The organism is Sphingomonas sp. (assembly GCF_039594485.1).
Taxonomy (GTDB): domain Bacteria; phylum Pseudomonadota; class Alphaproteobacteria; order Sphingomonadales; family Sphingomonadaceae; genus Sphingomonas.
This window is the reverse complement of the sequence record NZ_JBCNNI010000013.1, coordinates 89,998-106,576: the sequence shown is the minus strand read 5'-3', so window position 1 is coordinate 106,576 and position 16,579 is coordinate 89,998. Positions and strand designations below refer to the sequence as shown.

The window sequence follows — 16,579 nt, the reverse complement described above, 5'->3', positions numbered from 1 at the left end:
GATCAAACCACGTTCGAGACGACACCGCCAAGAAAGATCGTGACCGCGCGGTCGATGAGCGTTCGCAAGGCCGCGCCAACCGGCGGCGACGACAAGCCGAGAGCGGCGTCGCGCAGTGCGTCGGCCACGACCATGGATACCAGCATCATCGCCGTGCCCTCCGGTTCGTCGATGGCCATCCGCCCGACCGAGGCATAGGCGGCGAGCTGGTCGGCCAGCGGCCTGATCCCATAGGTCTTGACCGTCTCGATATAGATGCGCGCGACATCGGGAAACTGCGCGCCTTCGCTCATCACCAGCCTGTAGGATGTTATGCCTTCATCGGAGAAGGCGAGCCCCGCAAAGGCCGTCAGATATCCGGTCAGCCAGACCCTCGGCGGCGCCTGGGGCGCGGGCGGCCCGGCCGCCGCCGCAAGCTCCCCCACGACCGCGCGGATGACCGCGAACAGCAGCGCCTCCTTCGACGCCACGTGGCGATAGATCGTCTTCTTCGACATCATCGCCGCCGCCGCGATCCGCCCGACATTGGCCTTGGCGAAGCCATGACGTCCGAATTCGGCCCGTGCGCTTTCCAGGAGGCGCGGTGGAAGGCAGTCGGTGGAAAGCGCTTCGTTCATCCTCGTCGAATACGCCGATTCCAAAGGAAAACGCACCCCCGGAAACCAATGGGTTTCCATTTTCGTTTCCCGTTCCTACATCTCGCATGAGGAGCAAACCGATGGGTCATCGACATAACCGCCCGCCCGCCATTGCCGCGGTGCCGCAGATCGGCCCCGCGAGGCAGAAAATGCGCGGCCGGTCGATCGTCGATGTCGCCATCATGACCCGGAGGCGCTGAACCATGGCCACCATTCCGCAACCCAAAGGCTATCCCCTGATCGGCAACATCGCCGAGCTTGATCCCAAGGCCCCCGTCCAAAGCCTGATGCGCCTCGCCCGCGAGCATGGCTCGCTGTTCCGCATCGAGATGTTCGGGCGCGGCCTGGTGATCGTGGGCAGCCAGGCTCTCACGGAAGAATTGTGCGACGAGAGCCGTTTCCAGAAAGCGCTGCACCGACCGTTGCAGGAGGCACGCTATGTCGGCGGGGACGGCTTGTTCACCGCCCATGACGAAGAGCCCAATTGGGGCAAGGCACACCGCCTGCTGATGCCCGCCTTCGGGCCGCTCGGGCTTCGCGCGATGTTCGACCGCATGTCCGACATCGCGGAACAGATGATGGTGCGGTGGGAGCGTTTCGGCGAGAGCGCGACCATCGACGTGGCCGACAACATGACCCGGCTGACGCTCGACACCATCGCGCTGTGCGCCTTCGATTATCGCTTCAACAGCTTCTACCAGGACGCGATGCACCCCTTTGTCGCGGCGATGGTGGGCGCGCTCGAGGAATCGGGGCGGCGGTCGCGTCTTCCGCCGGGCGCGGGCAAGTTGATGCTGCTGCGCAACCGCCGGTTCGAGGCCGATATCAAGATCCTGCGCGACGTCTCGGACCGATTGATCGAGGATCGCCATCGCGACCCGCGCCTGGGCGAACGCGGCGATCTGCTGGATCGTATGCTGACCGCCAGCGACCCCGAAACCGGCGAGATGCTGAGCCGCGAGAATATCGGCTATCAGATGATCACCTTCCTGGTCGCCGGGCATGAGACGACCAGCGGCCTGCTCAGCTTCGCGACCTGGCTGCTGCTCACCCATCCAGAGGTGCTCGCCAGGGCACGGGCGCAGGTCGACGAGGTGCTCGGCGATGGCGTAGCGACGGTCGACGATATCGGGCGGCTGACCTATGTCGAGCAGGTCTTGCAGGAGACGCTGCGGCTCTGGCCGACCGCGCCCGCTTTCGGCGTTCACCCGCGCGCGGCGACGACGATCGGTGGCCGCTACCGGGTCACGCCGGACGACACGCTGCTGATCCTGACGCCGGTACTCCACCGGGACCCGAGCGTATGGGACGAGCCGGAGGCGTTCCGGCCGGAGCGGTTCGCGCCCGACGCCGCCGCCAAGCTGCCGCCCCATGCGTGGAAGCCGTTCGGCAACGGCCAGCGCGCGTGCATAGGGCGCAGTTTCGCCATGCAGGAAGCGATCCTTGTCATGGCGATGATGCTCCAGCGTTTCGACTTAAGCCTCGCCGACCGCGACTATAAACTGGTGGTCAGCGAGACGCTGACGCTGAAACCCGCCAACCTTCATATCCATGCGCGGCGGCGGGAACGTCCGATCCGGCACATCGTCAGCGGCGCGCCGAGCACCGCAGTGCGTCCCCTTTCCTCGCCATCCATGCCGGATTCCGGCGACAATGGCCCGCTGCTGATCCTCTATGGCAGCAACACCGGCACCTGCGAGGCCTTTGCGCAGCGGATCGGCGCGGATGCCGCCGCGCAAGGCTATGCGGCGACCGTCGCGCCGCTGGACGATTATGCCTCCGGCCTTCCCGACGGCGTCCCCCTGATCGTCACCACCGCCTCCTATGAGGGGCGACCGCCCGACAATGCCACGCGTTTCGTCGCCTGGCTGGAGCGCCTGTCCGGCGATGCACTGGCGGGACGACGCTATGCGGTATTCGGGTGCGGCAATCGCCAATGGGCCCGCACCTGGCAGGCCATCCCCAAGCGGGTCGATGCGGGGCTGGCCAAAGCCGGAGCGCAGCCGCTGCTGCCGCGTGGCGAAGGCGATGCCGCCGGCGACCTGTTCGGTGCTTTCGAGAGCTGGTACGCCGATCTCTGGCCCTCGCTCGCGGCGTCCCAGGGCCGGCAACCGCTGATCCAGGCGCAGCCCCGGATTGACGTCGAGGTGCGACGCGGCACGCGCGAACGCACGCTCAAGCTCGATGAACTGCAACGCGGCACGGTGCTGGTCAATCGCGAACTGGTCGACATGCGCAAACCCGGTGCCCGGTCGAAACGGCATATCGAGATCGCACTGCCCGCGGGCATGACCTATCGGTCCGGCGATTATCTTGCGGTCCTGCCGAGCAATCCACCAGAGACGGTGCGGCGGGCGCTCGCGCGATTTGGCCTTGCGCCGGATGCAGAGGTGATCGTGCGTGGCGGCCCCGGCGTGCCCTCGGCGCTGCCGGTCGACCAGCCTGTCGCGGCGGAGACGCTGTTCGCCGACTATCTGGAGTTGCAACAGCCCGCGACGCGCGGACAGGTCGCGGCGCTGGCCGCCGCCATCGCCTGCCCGCCGGAACGCCAGGCGGCCGAGCGGCTGGCGCAGGAGGATGTCCATGCCGCCGAGGTCGCGGCGCGCCGGGTGACGCTGCTCGACCTGCTCGAGCGCTTCGCGTCGGCCGACATGGCGCTGGGCGCCTTCATCGCGGCGCTTCCGCCGATGCGGGCGCGGCAATATTCGATCGCCTCTTCGCCGATGATCGACCCCAGGCGATGCGCGCTGACGGTATCGGTGCTGGCGGCCCCCGCGATGGGAGCCGACCGGCTGCACCAGGGGGTGGCCTCCTCCTTCCTCGCCCGTCTGAAAGAAGGCGATACGCTCGGCGTGGCGGTACGGCCGAGCCAGGCGGGGTTCCATCTGCCCCCCGATCCGACCGCGCCGGTGATCATGGTGTGCGCGGGAAGCGGCATCGCGCCGTTCCGCGGCTTTCTTCAGGAGCGCGAAGCGCGCAAGGCGGGTGGCGAAACGCTGGGCCCAGCCCTGCTGTTCTTCGGCGTCCGTGATCCAGACACCGACTTTCTGTATCGGGACGAACTGGAGCGCTGGCAGGCCGCCGACGTGGTGCGCCTGCGCATGGCCTTTTCCGCAACGGTGGAGGAGGGCGTCGCCTATGTCCAGGATGCCATCTGGCGCGATCGCGCCGACATCGCCGCGCTGTTCCGCGCCGGCGCGCGTGTGCTGCTGTGCGGCGATGGCGAACACATGGCTCCGGCGGTGCGCGACACCTTCATCCGAATCTATCAGGCCGAGACCCATGCCAGCCAGGCCGATGCGCTCGCCTGGGCGGAAAGGATCGAGCGGGAGGGGATACGCTATGTCGCCGACATCTATGCCTGAGGGCGCGATCCACCGTGCATTGATCGTGCCGGGTGCCGGCAGATCGGATCACCCCGCGACCATTCCGACGCGATTTGGATTTGACGCCGCCGGGAGAAAATGGCTTCGCAAGGCGCATGACCGAACCCTACCCCCAAGCCCGGACCCTCGGCCGGTTGGTCGGATATCGCCTGCGCCGCGCGTCCGCAGTGTTCGCGACCGACTTTGCGATCACGCTGGACGGCACCGGGATACGCCAGATTCCGCTCGGCATCCTGTCGGTCGTGGCGGACAATCCGGGCATCAATCAGGGGGCGGTCGGACGTCTGCTCGGGATCAAGCGCGCCAATATGGTGCCGCTGATCAACGAACTGATCGAAAACGGCCTGATCCTGCGCGAAACCGATCCCGCCGACCGCCGCGCCTTCACCCTGACCATGTCATCGGAGGGGGCCGCGATGCTCGACGACTGCCTGTACCGGATCGAGGAGCATGAGGAACGGCTGCTCGCGGGCTTCACCAAGGCGGAGAAGGCCATGCTGATCGACCTGCTGGAACGGATCGAACAGCGCGGCGCGACGGCCGACTGACCTATCGCGCGTCGGTCAGGATCAGCGCGTCGAGCGCCACCACCCCCTCCCCGCGCCGATGGACGATGACCGGATTGAGGTCGATCTCACGAAGGGAGGGCGATCCGGCAAGCACCCGTCCCAGCGTCGCGACCAGATCGGCCAGCGCTTCGACATCCAGTGCGGGACTGCCGCGATAGCCGTCGAACAGCGCGCCCTGCTGCAAGGCGCGGCATTCGGCGACGATGGCGTCGCGGGTCAGATCAATCGGGAGCAGGCGGACGTCATGAAGCAGTTCCGCCGTCACGCCGCCGAACCCGATCAGCAGCACCGGCCCCCAATCCGGGTCGTTGCGCGCGCCGACGATCACCTCGACGCCGCGCCGGCCCATCGCCTCGACCTGCGCACCGTCCAGCCGAATGCTCGCGTCATAGTCCGCGACATTGGCGTGGAGCCGATCCCATGCTTTCCCAAGCGCGGCCGGATCGGCGATGTTCAACAGGACGCCACCCGCATCGCTCTTGTGACTGAGCGCCGCGGCCTGCGCCTTGAGCGCGACGGGATAGCCGATCCGATCGGCGATCGACCGGGCCTCGGCCAGGGTCGTGGCAAAATCGCCCGGCGGGAACGGGATGCCGATCGGCGCCAATGCCCGCTTGGCACGATATTCGGGGACCACGCCGCTCGGCAGGTCGAGCGCGATCGGGGCCGTCTCGGCCCGCGTCCTGTCGCGTGCGGCGGCACGGACCAGATGCCGCAACGCCCGGAACGCGCGGTCGGCGGAGGGGAAATAGGGTATGCCGAGCGCGCGCAGGCCCGCGATATAGTCGGGCGGCACGTCCGCTCCGTCGTCGATGCCCGCGAAGATCACCGGCTTTTGCGGGTTCAGCGCGGCGACCGCATCGATGATGGCGGGGAATTTGCGCGCGGCGGTGGCCGGATCGGTCTGGATGATCCCGAGTACGAGCGCGGCATAACGGTCGTCGTCGAGCAGCGGGATCATCGTGCGACGGTAGAGGTCGGGATCGACCAGCGCCTGCGCGGTCAGGTCCATCGGGTTGGACACCGGGATGAAATCGGGGATCGCCGCGCGCATCGCCGCCGCCGCCGCCCCGTCGATCGCTGGCAGGTCGAGCCCGATCCGTTCGGCAAGGTCGAGGACCAACGCCTTGAACGCCCCGCTTTCGGTCAGCACGGCGGCTCCGCCGTCACGCACCGGCCGCGCCCGCACCACCAACTCCGTGACGTCGCCCAGCGCCTCCAGACTGTCGACCAGCACCACACCGGCACGCTCGACCTTGGCGCGCATCAACGACCAGTCGCCCGCCATCGCGCCGGTATGGGTCGCGGCGCTCTGGCGTGCGGCATTGGACGTGCCGGGATGGAGCAGGATGATCCGCTTGCCCGCCACCACCGCCCGTTCGGCGAGCGCGAGGAAGCGCGCGGGCCGACGGAAATGTTCGACGATCATCGCGATGGCGGGCGTCGCGGGATCGTCGATCAGATGCTCGACATAATCCTCGACACCGGACGCCGCTTCATTGCCGGTCGATACCGACAAAGTGATGCCCAGCCCCTTGGCCATCAGCGTGGTGGTCAGCACCACCGCCATCGCCCCCGACTGGCTGACGATGCCGACCGCGGGCTTGCCCGCCAGGTCGATCACCGGCGTCTCCACGAAGGTCAACGACACCCCGGCGACATGATTCACGAGGCCGAGGCAGTTCGGCCCCTCGACGATCATGTCGTGCGCGGCGGCGATACGTGCGACTTCGGCCTGCGCGGCCAGTCCCTCCTCGCCCCCCTCGGCGAAACCGGCGGAGAAGATGATCGCGGCCCCGACGCCGCGCGCGGCCAGCGCCCGTACCGCGTCCAGGACCGCAGGGCCGGGAATGGCCAGGACCGCCACATCGACCCCATCGGGCAGATCGGCGATCGTCCTCAGGCAGGGACGTCCGTCGATCGTGTCGCGCTTCGGATTGATCAGGTGGATGTCGCCCGCATAGCCATGGCGATCGAGGTTGCGCAGCACCGCATTGCCGAGCGCGCCTGGTGTAGGCGACGCGCCGACGATCGCGACCGAGCGGGGCGTGAGCAGGCGAGACAGGTCGGGCATGGCGTGTTCCAATATCCTCCCCGAGGCGGGGTCATGGCGGCGCGAACGCGCGGACGGACGGGAGGCGGACGCGGGCGGTGTTTCCCGCGCCCCTCCGTCCCATCGCGCATGGTCACCCTCCCCGTGCGGGGGAGGGTTTCGGATCAGGCACGGTCCTTGTCATAGGCACCGAGGCCCGGCTTGTAGCTCTTCTCGTCGATGAACTGGCGGATGCCTTCCTTGCGACCGTCATTGTCGTAGGAGTTGGCGGCCTCCTGCGCGCGGACCAGATAGTCCTCGGCATCGTCATAGCTCATCGTGACGACCCGGCGCATCGCGTCCTTGGTCGCCTTCAGCGCGACGGGATTCTTCTGCAGCAGCACCCCGGCGACCTCCTTCACGCGATCCTTGAGCGCGGCGAGCGGCAACGCTTCGTTGACGAGGCCCCATTCGGCGGCGGTCCTGCCATCGATATTCTCGCCCATCATCGCATGGTACATCGCCTTGCGGAACGGCAGCAGTTCCTGCGCCACCTTGGTCGCGCCACCGCCGGGCAGGATGCCCCAGTTGATCTCGGACAGGCCGAACTTCGCCTCCTCCGCCGCAAAGGCGAGGTCGCAGGCGAAGAGCGGACCATAGCCACCGCCGAAGCACCAGCCATTGACCATCGCGATGGTCGGCTTCTGATACCAGCGCAGCCGCCGCCACCAGCCATAGCTCTCGCGCTGCGCCTTGCGCGTGCCCGCCAGCCCCTGTGCCTCGGTCTCGCGGAAATATTCCTTCAGGTCCATGCCCGCGGTCCAGGCGGTGCCCTCGCCGGAAAGGACCAGGACGCCGACATCGTCGCGGAATTCGAGCGCGTCGAGCACCTCCATCATGTCGCGGTTGAGCGCCGGGCTCATCGCGTTGCGCTTTTCGGGGCGGTTGAACCGCACCCAGGCGATCCCGCCTTCGACGTCATAGGCGACGACGCCGTTGCTGCTCATCTCGGTCATCATATGGTCCCTTGGCTTGTCCTGGCGTCGCGGCGCCCGTGTTCGTCAGATCGGATAATGGCTGGGCTGGGTTTCGATGGTGATCCAGCGCAGCTCGGTGAAGGCGTCGATCCCGGCCTTCCCACCGAACCGGCCATAGCCCGACGCCCGGACCCCGCCGAAGGGCATCTGCGCCTCGTCATGCACCGTGGGGCCGTTGACGTGGCAGATGCCCGACTGGATACGCCGCGCGACGCGCAGGCCGCGTGCGGTGTCGCGGGTGAAGACCGAGGCGGACAGGCCATATTCGCTATCATTGGCCAGCGCGATCGCATGGGTTTCGTCGCGGGCGCGGATGACGCCGACGACGGGACCGAAACTTTCGTCGCGGAACAGCTTCATGGCGGGCGTCACCCGATCGATGACATGGGCCGGCATCAGCACGCCATCGGCCGCGCCGCCATTCACCTGCACCGCACCTGCGGCGAGCGCGTCGTCGATCAACGACCGGACATGATCGACGGTCTTGCGATCGACCACCGCGCCCAGTGGCGTGGTGCCGGCACGCGGGTCGCCGACCGCCATCGTGTCGACCTTCGCGGCGAATTTCTCGACAAAGGCATCGGCGACGGCATCGACGACGATGATCCGCTCGGTCGACATGCAGATCTGCCCCTGGTTCATGAACGCGCCGAACGCGGCGGCCTTCACCGCCTCGTCGAGATCGGCGTCCTCCAGCACGATCAGCGGCGCCTTGCCGCCCAGTTCGAGCAGCACCGGCTTCAGATGTTCGGCGGCGCGCTTGGCGATGATGCGCCCGACATGGGTCGATCCAGTGAAATTGATCCGGCGGACCTGCGGGTGATCGATCAGCGCACCGACAACATCGCCCGCATCCTGGGGCGCGTTGGTGACGATCGACAGCGCACCGGCGGGCAGCGCTTCGGCAAAGGCCTCGACGATCAGGCCATGCGTGCGCGGGCATTGCTCGCTGGCCTTCAGCACCACCGTATTGCCGCAGGCCAGCGGGACCGCGACCGCGCGGACACCGAGGATGATCGGGGCATTCCATGGCGCGATACCCAGCATCACCCCGACCGGTTCGCGCAACGCCATCGCGATGCAGCCGGGCTTGTCGGACGGGATGACCTCCCCACCGATCTGGGTGGTGAGGGCGGCGGCCTCGCGGACCATCGAGACGGCCAGCATCAGGTTGAAGCGCGCCCATCCCTCGGTCGCGCCGATTTCCCCCATCATCGCGTCGACGAACTGGTCGGCCTTTGCCGCCAGCGCATCCGCGGCCTTGTCCAGCGCGGCACGGCGGGCATTGGGGCCCAGCGCGGACCATTGCGGAAAGGCGGCGGCGGCGGCTTCGACGGCGGCGATGGCCTCTGCCGGGCCGAAGGCGGGCGCGGTCGTCGCGATCGCGCCGGTCACGGGATTGTTGCGGGTGAAGGTCCTGCCCGATGTTGACGCAACTGTCGCAGTCACCATGCCTCTCCATTTGTTATGTTACATAGCATAATCTGCAAGAAGGACTTGGTCAACCGCTCCGTCGATCGCGCAGGGCGAAGAGCGCGATGGCGGCGATCAGCGAGCCCAGGCTCATCAGGACCGCTACGAACGAAAGGCCATGCCCGGCGGCGAAAAGCAGCCCCGCCAGCGCCGGGGCGAGCGCCGATCCGCCGCGCCCCACGCCGATGACGAAGCCGGTCGCGGACGCCCGCACCCCGGTTGGAAAGCTGCGCGCGATCAGCGCATAGAGGCCGACGACCCCGGCATTGGTCGCGAAACCGGCGGCCGCCGCGACGACCGACAGCGTTGCCAGGCCGCCCTGCGTCCGGCCGAACAGGATCACCAGCGCGGTCGACAACAGCATCGCCGCGATCGTCAGCCCGAGCAGCCGCATCCGCCCCGTCAGCAGCCCCAGGATCAGCGAGCCGGTCGCGCCGCCGATACTGGCCCAGACGAGCACCCCCGCCGCCTGCGATGGAGGGAAACCCATCTCCACGACGATCTTCGGTATCCATTTCAGGATGAAGTAGAAGGTCATGATGTGCGCGAGATAGGCAAGCGTCAGCAACAGCGTGGTGCGCACCAGTTCGGGCGCGAACAACGCCATGACCGGCACTTTCGCACGCCGCGCCTCGGCGGGGGGCAGCGCATCGACCGGGGCATGTCCCATCCGCGCGAGCGTGGCATTGATCCGCGCAAGCGCATCGGGCGGGCGGCGGTGCATCAGGAAGGCGACCGATTCCGGTGCGCGCCACAGGACCAGCGGCACGAAGAGGACGCTGCACACCGCCCCGAAGACGAACACCGCGCGCCAGTCATACCAGCCCAGCAGCAGCGCGGAGGCGGATCCGCCGATGATCGTGCCGACAGGATATCCCGCCGCCATCAACACCACCGCCAGCGATCGATGACGGGCATTGGCCGCCTCCGCCACCGCCGCATTGGTCGCGGCCAGCATGCCCCCGATGCCGAGCCCGGTCGTCACCCGCCATAGCGACAACGGCATGACACCGCCCGCGCTCGCCGCGCCCAGCATGCCGATCGCCATGACGCAGAGGCATGCGAGGATCGTCGCACGCCGCCCGATCCGATCCGCCACCCCGCCGAGCAACAGCGAGCCGATCGCCATGCCGACCAGTTCCATCGACAGGACGATGCCCAGCGCGGCACGATCAATGCCCCAGTCGGCGGCGATGCCGGGGGACGCGAAGCTGATCGACAAGACGTCGAACCCGTCGAGCGCATTCAGCCCGACCATCGTCGCGACGATGCCCCATTGGAATCGCGACATGCTTTCGCGGTCGATGATCGCGCGCGGGTCTTCCATCGGCTATGCTGCCTTTCCGGTTCGGGGATGGTCTTCGGGCCGGTCGGCCCTTCGGTGCGATCGCGACATGCCGATACGACGCGCCGGTCCGCTCATTCGGCCGCCGCCTGTTCCCGGGCGATCGCACGATCGATCATCAACCGCGACCGCACGCCGCCCGCATCGATGTTGAGCTTGAGCAACCGGCGGTCGGGATATTGCGACAGGTTGCGTTGCTGCTGCTCCAGCATCTCCAGATCCTCCGAGAAGATCTTGGCCTGTCCTTCGCGGATCTGATCGGTCAGGGCACTGTCCTCGACCGAGAATTGCCGGGCCATGCCCCAGAAATACCAGTGCGAGGTCTCGGTTTCCGGCGTGATGAAGTCGACCACGATGCTCGACGCCTTCTTCGCGGGGTCGGCGTGATAGCCCCCCTCCCCCGCCAGCGCGACGCCAACCTCGATCATCACATGGCTGGGCAGGGAGAAGCGGCACCTCTGCCACCGATCGACCGGCGCGTCCTCCGGCAGGTTCGCGCCCCGCAGCGCCATCCGCCAGAAGGGCGGCGCCGAAACATTGTCCATATGGCGGCTGGTGACGACCTCCTGCGCGGTCGCCTCGGTCGTGACCGGCGCTTCGTCGATCTCCTTTTGCCCGATGCTGCTGGCATGGACATAGGTTTCGTGGGTCAGGTCCATCAGATTGTCGATCATCAGCCGATAATCGCACGCGATATGGAACAGCCCGCCGCCATAGGCCCAGTCGGGACTCTCCGCCCAGGGGAGCGGATGCAGCTTGTCCGCGCTGGCCTCCGCCGGGTCGCCCGGCCACACCCAGATGAAGCCATAGCGCTCGATCACCGGAAAATGACGCGCCGACGGAAACTTGCCGACCTGTTGCCCCGGCATGGTGTCGGGACGGCCGCGACAATCGAGCGCGAGGCCATGATAGCCGCACACGAGCGTCTCGCCCCGCACGAAGCCGAGCGACAGGGGCGCGCCGCGATGGGGACAGAAATCCTCCAGCGCGACCACATCGCCGCTTTCGGAGCGGAAGAACACCATGCGGAACCCGGTGATCTGGCGCCCCAGCGGCTTCGTCCCCACCTCGTCGGCGCTGGCGGCGACATACCAGGCGTCGAGCGGCCAGGTGGTTCGCCGTGCGGCGGTTTCGCGATCCATGGCGGTCATCCTTCTCTCCCGTCGATCAGTGCGGGTTCATGCCAAGCCGGACACCATAGGTCCGCTGCGGGTCGTAATTGGCGGTTGTCGAACTCCACACCGTGACCAGCGTGTTGGGAACGCGGCTGTCCTCGACATTGTTGACGAAGGCGGTGATCGAGTAGCGGCCTTCGGCATCCTAGAACCGCGGGTTCAGGTCTGTCTTGGTATAGGCGTCGCGCAGGCTCTGCGCGCAGACGCCGCCCCGGCACAGGCGATGAATGCGGCCCCCGTCAGCCGTAACGTCAATCTACGCATGATGGTCCTCCCCATGTCGGTCGCCGTTTCGACCCGGGGGGAAGGTGGGCCTTTGATGCGGCGGCACGACACACGACCAAATTCGCTGCCTGGCGAACGCCGGCCGGGGACGTTTCCGTCATGGCTTCTCTCCTCGGTTGGCATTTTCTCCAACTGCAATGAGACATAACTAAACTCGCGAACGGCCGCAAATGAAAGATTTGCTATCGGCGGATCTTCGCTTGCGAAACGGATTGGATGTCCAAGTCCCTGCGGCGGATAGTATAGCTATTGAGCATAGCCATATTCCATGCGTATGAATTGGCCAGGTGCCGGACGGAAATCGTGCGCCGACCCGAGAGAGGATTGCGATGACGCCGCAAAGGCGAGACGTACTACGGGGGCGGCGGTGACGGGATTCGGCGCGATGCTGCCATCGGCCGCGATGGCGACCCGAACGGCGACGATGCCCGTCACCCCCGAAACCGGGATGGCGAATCGGATGGCATGACGAAGGAGGCGAGCAGGATGCGACGGTCGATCACCATGGCCACGATGCTGGCAGGGTCCGCGCTGGCAGGATCGGGGCTGGTGGGATGCGCGCAGCCGGTCACGCCAGCGATCACTACGGCGCAGGCCGCACCGCGAGGCTGCGCCGCGCTGTTGACGGCGACCCGATGGGGCGATCCGACACTGCGCATCCTGACCGCCGACGAACGGGATGCCGGCCTTACGGTCAATACGGGGTTCGGCGCGAAGTCTGCGCCGCTGCCCGCCCATTGCGAGGTGACCGGCGTGTTGCACGAACGTACCGGGCAGGACGGACAGGCTTATGCGATCCGCTTTCGCATGCGCCTGCCCGATGCCTGGAACCGGCGGTTCGTGTTCCAGGGCGGCGGCGGGACCAATGGCGATATCGGCGATGCGATCGGCCCGGCGACCGGCGGCGCGAGCGCGCTGGCGGAGGGTTATGCCGTCATCAGCCAGGATTCGGGGCATTCCAACGCGACCAATGCCGACCCGACGCGCGGCGGAACGGTGTCGTTCGGCTTCGATGCCCAGGCACGGGCCGATTATGGCCATACATCGCTGAAGGCCAGTTACGACACCGCCCGCGCGATCCTGCGGCGCTATTATCACGGCGATCCGGCGCGCAGCTATTTCACCGGATGCTCGAAGGGCGGGCAGGAAGGCATGGCCTTCGCCCAGCGCTACCCGGAGGCGTTCGACGGCATCCTGGCCGCCGCACCCGGCTTTGCGCTGCCCAAGGCGGCCATCGCCGAGGCCTGGAATACCAAGACCTATGCCGCGCTGGTGCGTACGCCGGGCGAAGCCAGCATACCGATCGCGCGGCTGGCCCAGGCATTCACCGACGCCGATCTGCAACTCGCGCGCGCGGCGGTGCTGGCGGCCTGCGATGCGAAGGACGGCCTGGCCGACGGGCTGGTCGGCAACTTCGCGCAATGCGGCACGGCGGAGGTCGTCCGCGAACTGCGCGCCCGGCAATGCCACGGACAGAAGCTGCAAAGCTGCCTCGCTCCCGGCCAGATCGAGGCGCTGGTGACAGGTTTTGGCGGTCCGCATGACAGCCAGGGAAAGGCGCTGTACGCCAGCTTCCCCTGGGATGCCGGCCTGGCCGACAATGGCTGGCGGATATGGATGCTGGGGCTGGCGACGCCGGCGGTGCCAGCGATCAACGCGGCGATGGGGGCGCCTGCGCTGGCCACCATCTTCTCGACCCCGCCACATGCCCTGGGACCGACGCCACAGGCGGGCATGGACTATCAACTCGCCTATGACTTTGATCGCGATCCGGCGGCGATCCACGCCACCGGGCCGGGATTTCCGCGATCGGCATGGGAGGACATCGCGGCGCGGTCGAGCGACCTCAGCCGGTTCCGTGCGCGAGGCGGGCGGATGATCGTTCCGCACGGCGTGTCCGACCCGGTCTTCTCGATCAACGACACGCTCGCATGGTGGAATGACGTCGACCGGCGCAGCGGCGGGCAGGCTTCGTCGTTCGTCCGGGTCTTTCCGGTCCCCGGCATGGCGCATTGTACGGGTGGGCCCGCGACCGACGAGTTCGACGCCTTCGCCGCGCTGGTCGATTGGGTCGAAAAGGACAACGCCCCCAACCGGATCGAGGCGGCAGCCGGCCCGATGACGCCCTGGCCGGGGCGTACCCGCCCGCTCTGCCCCTATCCGCTGATCGCCCGCCCCATTGCCGGGGCCACCGACACCGAAAAGGCGGCGGCCTTCCAGTGCGTTCCCGCCAGCGGATAAGGGGCCGCGCTGGTCAGACCCGCTCCAGCATCAGCGCGATGCCCTGTCCGACGCCGATGCACATGAACGCCATGGCATAGCGGCCGCCGGTGCGGTGCAGTTCCTCCACCGCGGTCATAGTGATCCGCGCCCCGGACATGCCCAGCGGATGACCAAAGGCAATCGCGCCGCCATTGCGGTTCACCCGGCTATCGTCAGGCGCGATGCCCAGATCGCGCAAGGTCGCGATCGCCTGCGCGGCAAAGGCCTCGTTCAGCTCGATCACGTCGAGCTGGTCGAGGGCTATACCCGTGATCCGGCAGAGCTTGCGGGCCGCCTCGATCGGGCCAACGCCCATGATGCGCGGCGCGATGCCCGCCGCCGCCATGCCGAGGACGCGCGCACGCGGCGCCAGGCCATGCCGCGCGGCGGCGGCCTCGCTTGCGACCAGCATTGCGGCGGCCCCGTCATTCAGGCCCGACGCATTGCCCGCCGTGACGGTGCCGTCGGCGCGCACCACGGGCTTCAGCCTGGCCAGCGCGTCCAGACTGGTCGCACGAGGATGTTCGTCACGATCGACGATCAGGGGATCACCCTTGCGCTGCGGGATGGTGACCGGCACGATCTCCACCGCCATCCGGCCGCTCGCGATGGCCGCTGCCGCCTTTTCCTGGCTGGCGAGCGCGAATCGGTCCTGGTCCTCGCGGGGGATACCCCATTGATCGGCGACATTCTCCGCCGTCTGCGGCATGGTGTCGACGCCATAGCCTGCGCGCATCGCCGGGTTGACGAAGCGCCAGCCAAGGGTCGTATCCTCGATCTGCTGGCTCCGGTCGAAAGCGGTGTTCGCCTTGCCCAGCACATAGGGCGCGCGGGTCATGCTCTCGACACCGCCCGCGATCATCAGTTCGGCGTCACCGCTGCGGATCGCCTGCGCCGCGCCGCCGACCGCGTTCAGCCCCGATCCGCACAGCCGGTTGATGGTCGCGCCCGGCACGACATCGGGAAGCCCGGCGAGCAGCACCGCCATGCGCGCCACGTTGCGATTGTCCTCGCCCGCCTGGTTGGCGCATCCCAGCAACACGTCGTCGACCGCCGACCAATCCACCTTGCCGTTCCGCTCCATCAGCGCGCGAAGGGGGATGGCGGCGAGATCGTCGGCCCGCACGCTCGCCAGCGCGCCGTTCAGCTTGCCGATGGGAGTGCGGATCGCGTCACAGATAAAGGCGTGGGGCATCAGGCGTCCTGTTCCAGCATGTCGATGATCTTCTGCGCTTCAGCAAAGCCGGTATTGGCGGCGGGCACGCCCGCATAGATGGCGGCCTGCATCAGCACTTCCTTGAGGTCGTCGCGGGTGAATCCGCCCTGGGTCAGCCCGGCGCGGACATGCAGGGCGAACTCCTCCCAGCGACCCAGCGCGCAGGTGATGGCGAGGACCAGCAGGCGGCGGGTGCGGTCGTCCAGCCCCGGGCGGCTCCAGATCTCGCCCCAGGCGATGCGGGTGATCATCGCCTGGAAATCGGCGGTCAGCGGGGTTCGCCTCGCCAGGCTCCGTTCGACCCATTCATCACCCAGCACGCGGCGGCGGTTGAGCAGTCCCGCCTCGAACAGCGTGTCGTTCGCGGCCTCGACAGCCTTTGTACCGCCCAGGAACCGGCGCAGCGCGGTGGCGAGTCCTCCGGGCGCCTCGATCGGGGGCAGATGCGCGCCCTCGACGCCGACATGACGCGCGCCCGGGATGGCCGATACCAGATGCTCGCCATGTCCGGCATAGGGCGTGGAGATGTCGAGCATCGCGGTGACCACCAGCGTCGGCACGGCGATGTCCGCGATCCGGTCGGCGAGTTGCATATCGCGGATCGCCGCTCCCGCCCCGGCATAGCCCGCATCCGCTTGCCGAGCGATGCCGTCGCGAAGCGAGTCCACGATCTCGGGATGCTGCGCGGTGAAACCGGGCGACAGGAAGCGCCCGACCGCCATGGCGGCGATTGCTTCGGTTCCCTGCGCGCGAACCGTCTCGATCCGGGTGTTCCACGCCGCCGGGTCCATCGTCGCCGAGGTGCAGACCAGCGCCAGGGCGGAGACCCGCGCCGGGTGATCCAGCGCCAGTTGCATCGCGACCATCCCGCCCAGCGACACACCCGCGACCGCCGCCTGCCCGATGCCCGCATCGTCCATGATCGCGGCGACATCGGCGGCGAGCATCGCAAGGCTATAGTCGCCGTCCGGCGCGTCCGACCCGCCATGCCCCCGCGCGTCGATGCGCAGCAGGCGGAACGCGGGCAGCAGCAACGGCACCGTCCGGTCCCACAGTCCGATGTCCGTCCCGATCGAATTGAGCAGCACCAGCACCGGCCGCGCTGCCGCGCCCTCCAAGCGCCAATGCAGGCGCACGCCGTCGCGTAGTGTGAAGGCCATG

The 16,579-nt window shown here is 67.8% G+C and carries 11 protein-coding genes; 3 read left to right on the top strand and 8 right to left on the bottom strand.

Annotation, left to right across the window (positions count from 1 at the left end; genetic code table 11):
• Positions 1–2: 2 nt before the first annotated feature.
• Positions 3–617, bottom strand: coding sequence for a TetR/AcrR family transcriptional regulator (locus ABDV78_RS08785; protein ID WP_343527010.1), 615 nt, complete (start codon positions 615–617; stop codon positions 3–5).
• 224 nt (positions 618–841) lie between these two features.
• Here ABDV78_RS08785 and ABDV78_RS08780 point away from each other — a divergent pair, with 224 nt between their 5' ends.
• Entirely contained in the window at positions 842–4,003 is a 3,162-nt protein-coding gene (locus tag ABDV78_RS08780; protein WP_343527009.1) for a cytochrome P450, read from the top strand.
• Positions 4,004–4,119: 116 nt separating this feature from the next.
• Complete coding sequence (locus tag ABDV78_RS08775; protein ID WP_343527008.1) at positions 4,120–4,572, top strand: MarR family transcriptional regulator; 453 nt, start codon at positions 4,120–4,122, stop codon at positions 4,570–4,572.
• 1 nt (position 4,573) lies between these two features.
• Here the strand turns inward: ABDV78_RS08775 and ABDV78_RS08770 are convergent, their stop codons facing one another.
• From ABDV78_RS08770 to ABDV78_RS08750, 5 genes are all read right to left on the bottom strand, one after another.
• On the bottom strand, positions 4,574–6,667 hold the full coding sequence (locus ABDV78_RS08770) for an acetate--CoA ligase family protein (protein WP_343527007.1): 2,094 nt from the start codon (positions 6,665–6,667) through the stop codon (positions 4,574–4,576).
• A gap of 143 nt (positions 6,668–6,810) precedes the next feature.
• The gene (locus ABDV78_RS08765; protein WP_343527025.1) at positions 6,811–7,641 is read right to left on the bottom strand and encodes a p-hydroxycinnamoyl CoA hydratase/lyase; all 831 of its coding nucleotides are present in this window, start codon (positions 7,639–7,641) and stop codon (positions 6,811–6,813) included.
• Between the two features lie 45 nt (positions 7,642–7,686).
• Positions 7,687–9,114, bottom strand: coding sequence for an aldehyde dehydrogenase (locus ABDV78_RS08760; RefSeq protein WP_343527006.1), 1,428 nt, complete (start codon positions 9,112–9,114; stop codon positions 7,687–7,689).
• A 49-nt stretch (positions 9,115–9,163) separates the two neighbouring features.
• A complete protein-coding gene (locus ABDV78_RS08755) occupies positions 9,164–10,462 on the bottom strand; it encodes an MFS transporter (protein ID WP_343527005.1) in 1,299 nt (432 codons plus the stop codon).
• A 92-nt stretch (positions 10,463–10,554) separates the two neighbouring features.
• Entirely contained in the window at positions 10,555–11,622 is a 1,068-nt protein-coding gene (locus ABDV78_RS08750) for an aromatic ring-hydroxylating dioxygenase subunit alpha (protein ID WP_343527003.1), read from the bottom strand.
• 804 nt (positions 11,623–12,426) lie between these two features.
• Between ABDV78_RS08750 and ABDV78_RS08745 the strand changes: the two genes are divergently transcribed.
• A complete protein-coding gene (locus ABDV78_RS08745) occupies positions 12,427–14,181 on the top strand; it encodes a tannase/feruloyl esterase family alpha/beta hydrolase (RefSeq protein ID WP_343527002.1) in 1,755 nt (584 codons plus the stop codon).
• 13 nt (positions 14,182–14,194) lie between these two features.
• Here the strand turns inward: ABDV78_RS08745 and pcaF are convergent, their stop codons facing one another.
• The gene (pcaF, locus tag ABDV78_RS08740; protein WP_343527001.1) at positions 14,195–15,397 is read right to left on the bottom strand and encodes a 3-oxoadipyl-CoA thiolase; all 1,203 of its coding nucleotides are present in this window, start codon (positions 15,395–15,397) and stop codon (positions 14,195–14,197) included.
• Entirely contained in the window at positions 15,397–16,578 is a 1,182-nt protein-coding gene (gene pcaD / locus ABDV78_RS08735; RefSeq protein ID WP_343527000.1) for a 3-oxoadipate enol-lactonase, read from the bottom strand. Before pcaD ends, pcaF begins: the two co-directional genes overlap by 1 nt.
• Between the last annotated feature and the right edge of the window lies 1 nt (position 16,579).

Excerpts from the sequence above, each read along its gene's own strand:
- ABDV78_RS08785 (WP_343527010.1), bottom strand. The coding sequence starts at position 617 with ATGAACGAAGCGCTTTCCACCGACTGCCTTCCACCGCGCCTCCTGGAA.
- ABDV78_RS08780 (WP_343527009.1), top strand. The coding sequence starts at position 842 with ATGGCCACCATTCCGCAACCCAAAGGCTATCCCCTGATCGGCAACATC.
- ABDV78_RS08775 (WP_343527008.1), top strand. The coding sequence starts at position 4,120 with ATGACCGAACCCTACCCCCAAGCCCGGACCCTCGGCCGGTTGGTCGGA.
- ABDV78_RS08770 (WP_343527007.1), bottom strand. The coding sequence starts at position 6,667 with ATGCCCGACCTGTCTCGCCTGCTCACGCCCCGCTCGGTCGCGATCGTC.
- ABDV78_RS08765 (WP_343527025.1), bottom strand. The coding sequence starts at position 7,641 with ATGACCGAGATGAGCAGCAACGGCGTCGTCGCCTATGACGTCGAAGGC.
- ABDV78_RS08760 (WP_343527006.1), bottom strand. The coding sequence starts at position 9,114 with ATGGTGACTGCGACAGTTGCGTCAACATCGGGCAGGACCTTCACCCGC.
- ABDV78_RS08755 (WP_343527005.1), bottom strand. The coding sequence starts at position 10,462 with ATGGAAGACCCGCGCGCGATCATCGACCGCGAAAGCATGTCGCGATTC.
- ABDV78_RS08750 (WP_343527003.1), bottom strand. The coding sequence starts at position 11,622 with ATGGATCGCGAAACCGCCGCACGGCGAACCACCTGGCCGCTCGACGCC.
- ABDV78_RS08745 (WP_343527002.1), top strand. The coding sequence starts at position 12,427 with ATGCGACGGTCGATCACCATGGCCACGATGCTGGCAGGGTCCGCGCTG.
- pcaF (WP_343527001.1), bottom strand. The coding sequence starts at position 15,397 with ATGCCCCACGCCTTTATCTGTGACGCGATCCGCACTCCCATCGGCAAG.
- pcaD (WP_343527000.1), bottom strand. The coding sequence starts at position 16,578 with ATGGCCTTCACACTACGCGACGGCGTGCGCCTGCATTGGCGCTTGGAG.